Raw genomic sequence first — 714 nt, 5'->3', positions numbered from 1 at the left:
GTCCGGGCAGTCGTTGCCAAGAGCAAGGGCGAGCCCGTGTCGATCGAGACGATTACGATCCCGGATCCGGGTCCGAACGATGTGGTGGTCGCGGTTGCGGCGTGCGGGGTGTGTCATACGGATCTGCATTATCGCGAGGGTGGGATCAACGACGAGTTCCCGTTTCTGCTCGGGCACGAGGCGGCGGGCACTGTGGAGTCGGTCGGTGCGGCGGTCACGCATGTGGCGGTCGGTGATGTGGTGGTGCTGAACTGGCGGGCGGTGTGCGGGGAGTGCCGGGCCTGCCGGAAGGGCAGGCCGTGGTATTGCTTCGATACGCACAATGCGTCGAAGAAGATGACCCTCGCGGACGGGACCGAGCTCTCGCCTGCGTTGGGTATCGGTGCGTTCGCGGACAAGACGTTGGTGCACGAGGGCCAGTGCACGAAGGTCGATCCGCAGTCCGATCCGGCGGTGGTCGGGCTGCTCGGGTGTGGGGTGATGGCCGGGTTGGGTGCGGCGATGAACACCGGCAACATCTCGCGGGGCGACTCGGTGGCAGTGATCGGGTGCGGCGGAGTCGGTGACGCGGCGATCGCCGGTGCCCGGCTGGCCGGGGCGTCGACGATCATCGCGGTCGATCGCGACAAGGGCAAGCTCGACTGGGCGGTCGATCTCGGTGCCACCCATACCGTCGATGCCTCGGCGGTCGATGTCGTCGAGGCCGTCCAGGAG

Annotated in this window: 1 protein-coding gene; it reads left to right on the top strand. The window is 67.4% G+C overall.

Features of this window, described 5'->3' with window-relative positions:
* A partial coding sequence (locus ACOQFP_RS11695) for an alcohol dehydrogenase catalytic domain-containing protein (RefSeq protein ID WP_421584416.1) occupies positions 1-714 on the top strand: 714 nt, incomplete at both ends.

It is taken from the genome of Rhodococcus sp. MALMAid1271 (assembly GCF_049195265.1).
Lineage (GTDB): Bacteria > Actinomycetota > Actinomycetes > Mycobacteriales > Mycobacteriaceae > Rhodococcoides.
The sequence above is the reverse complement of the archived record's forward strand: the minus strand, read 5'-3'. Positions and strand labels throughout refer to the sequence as shown.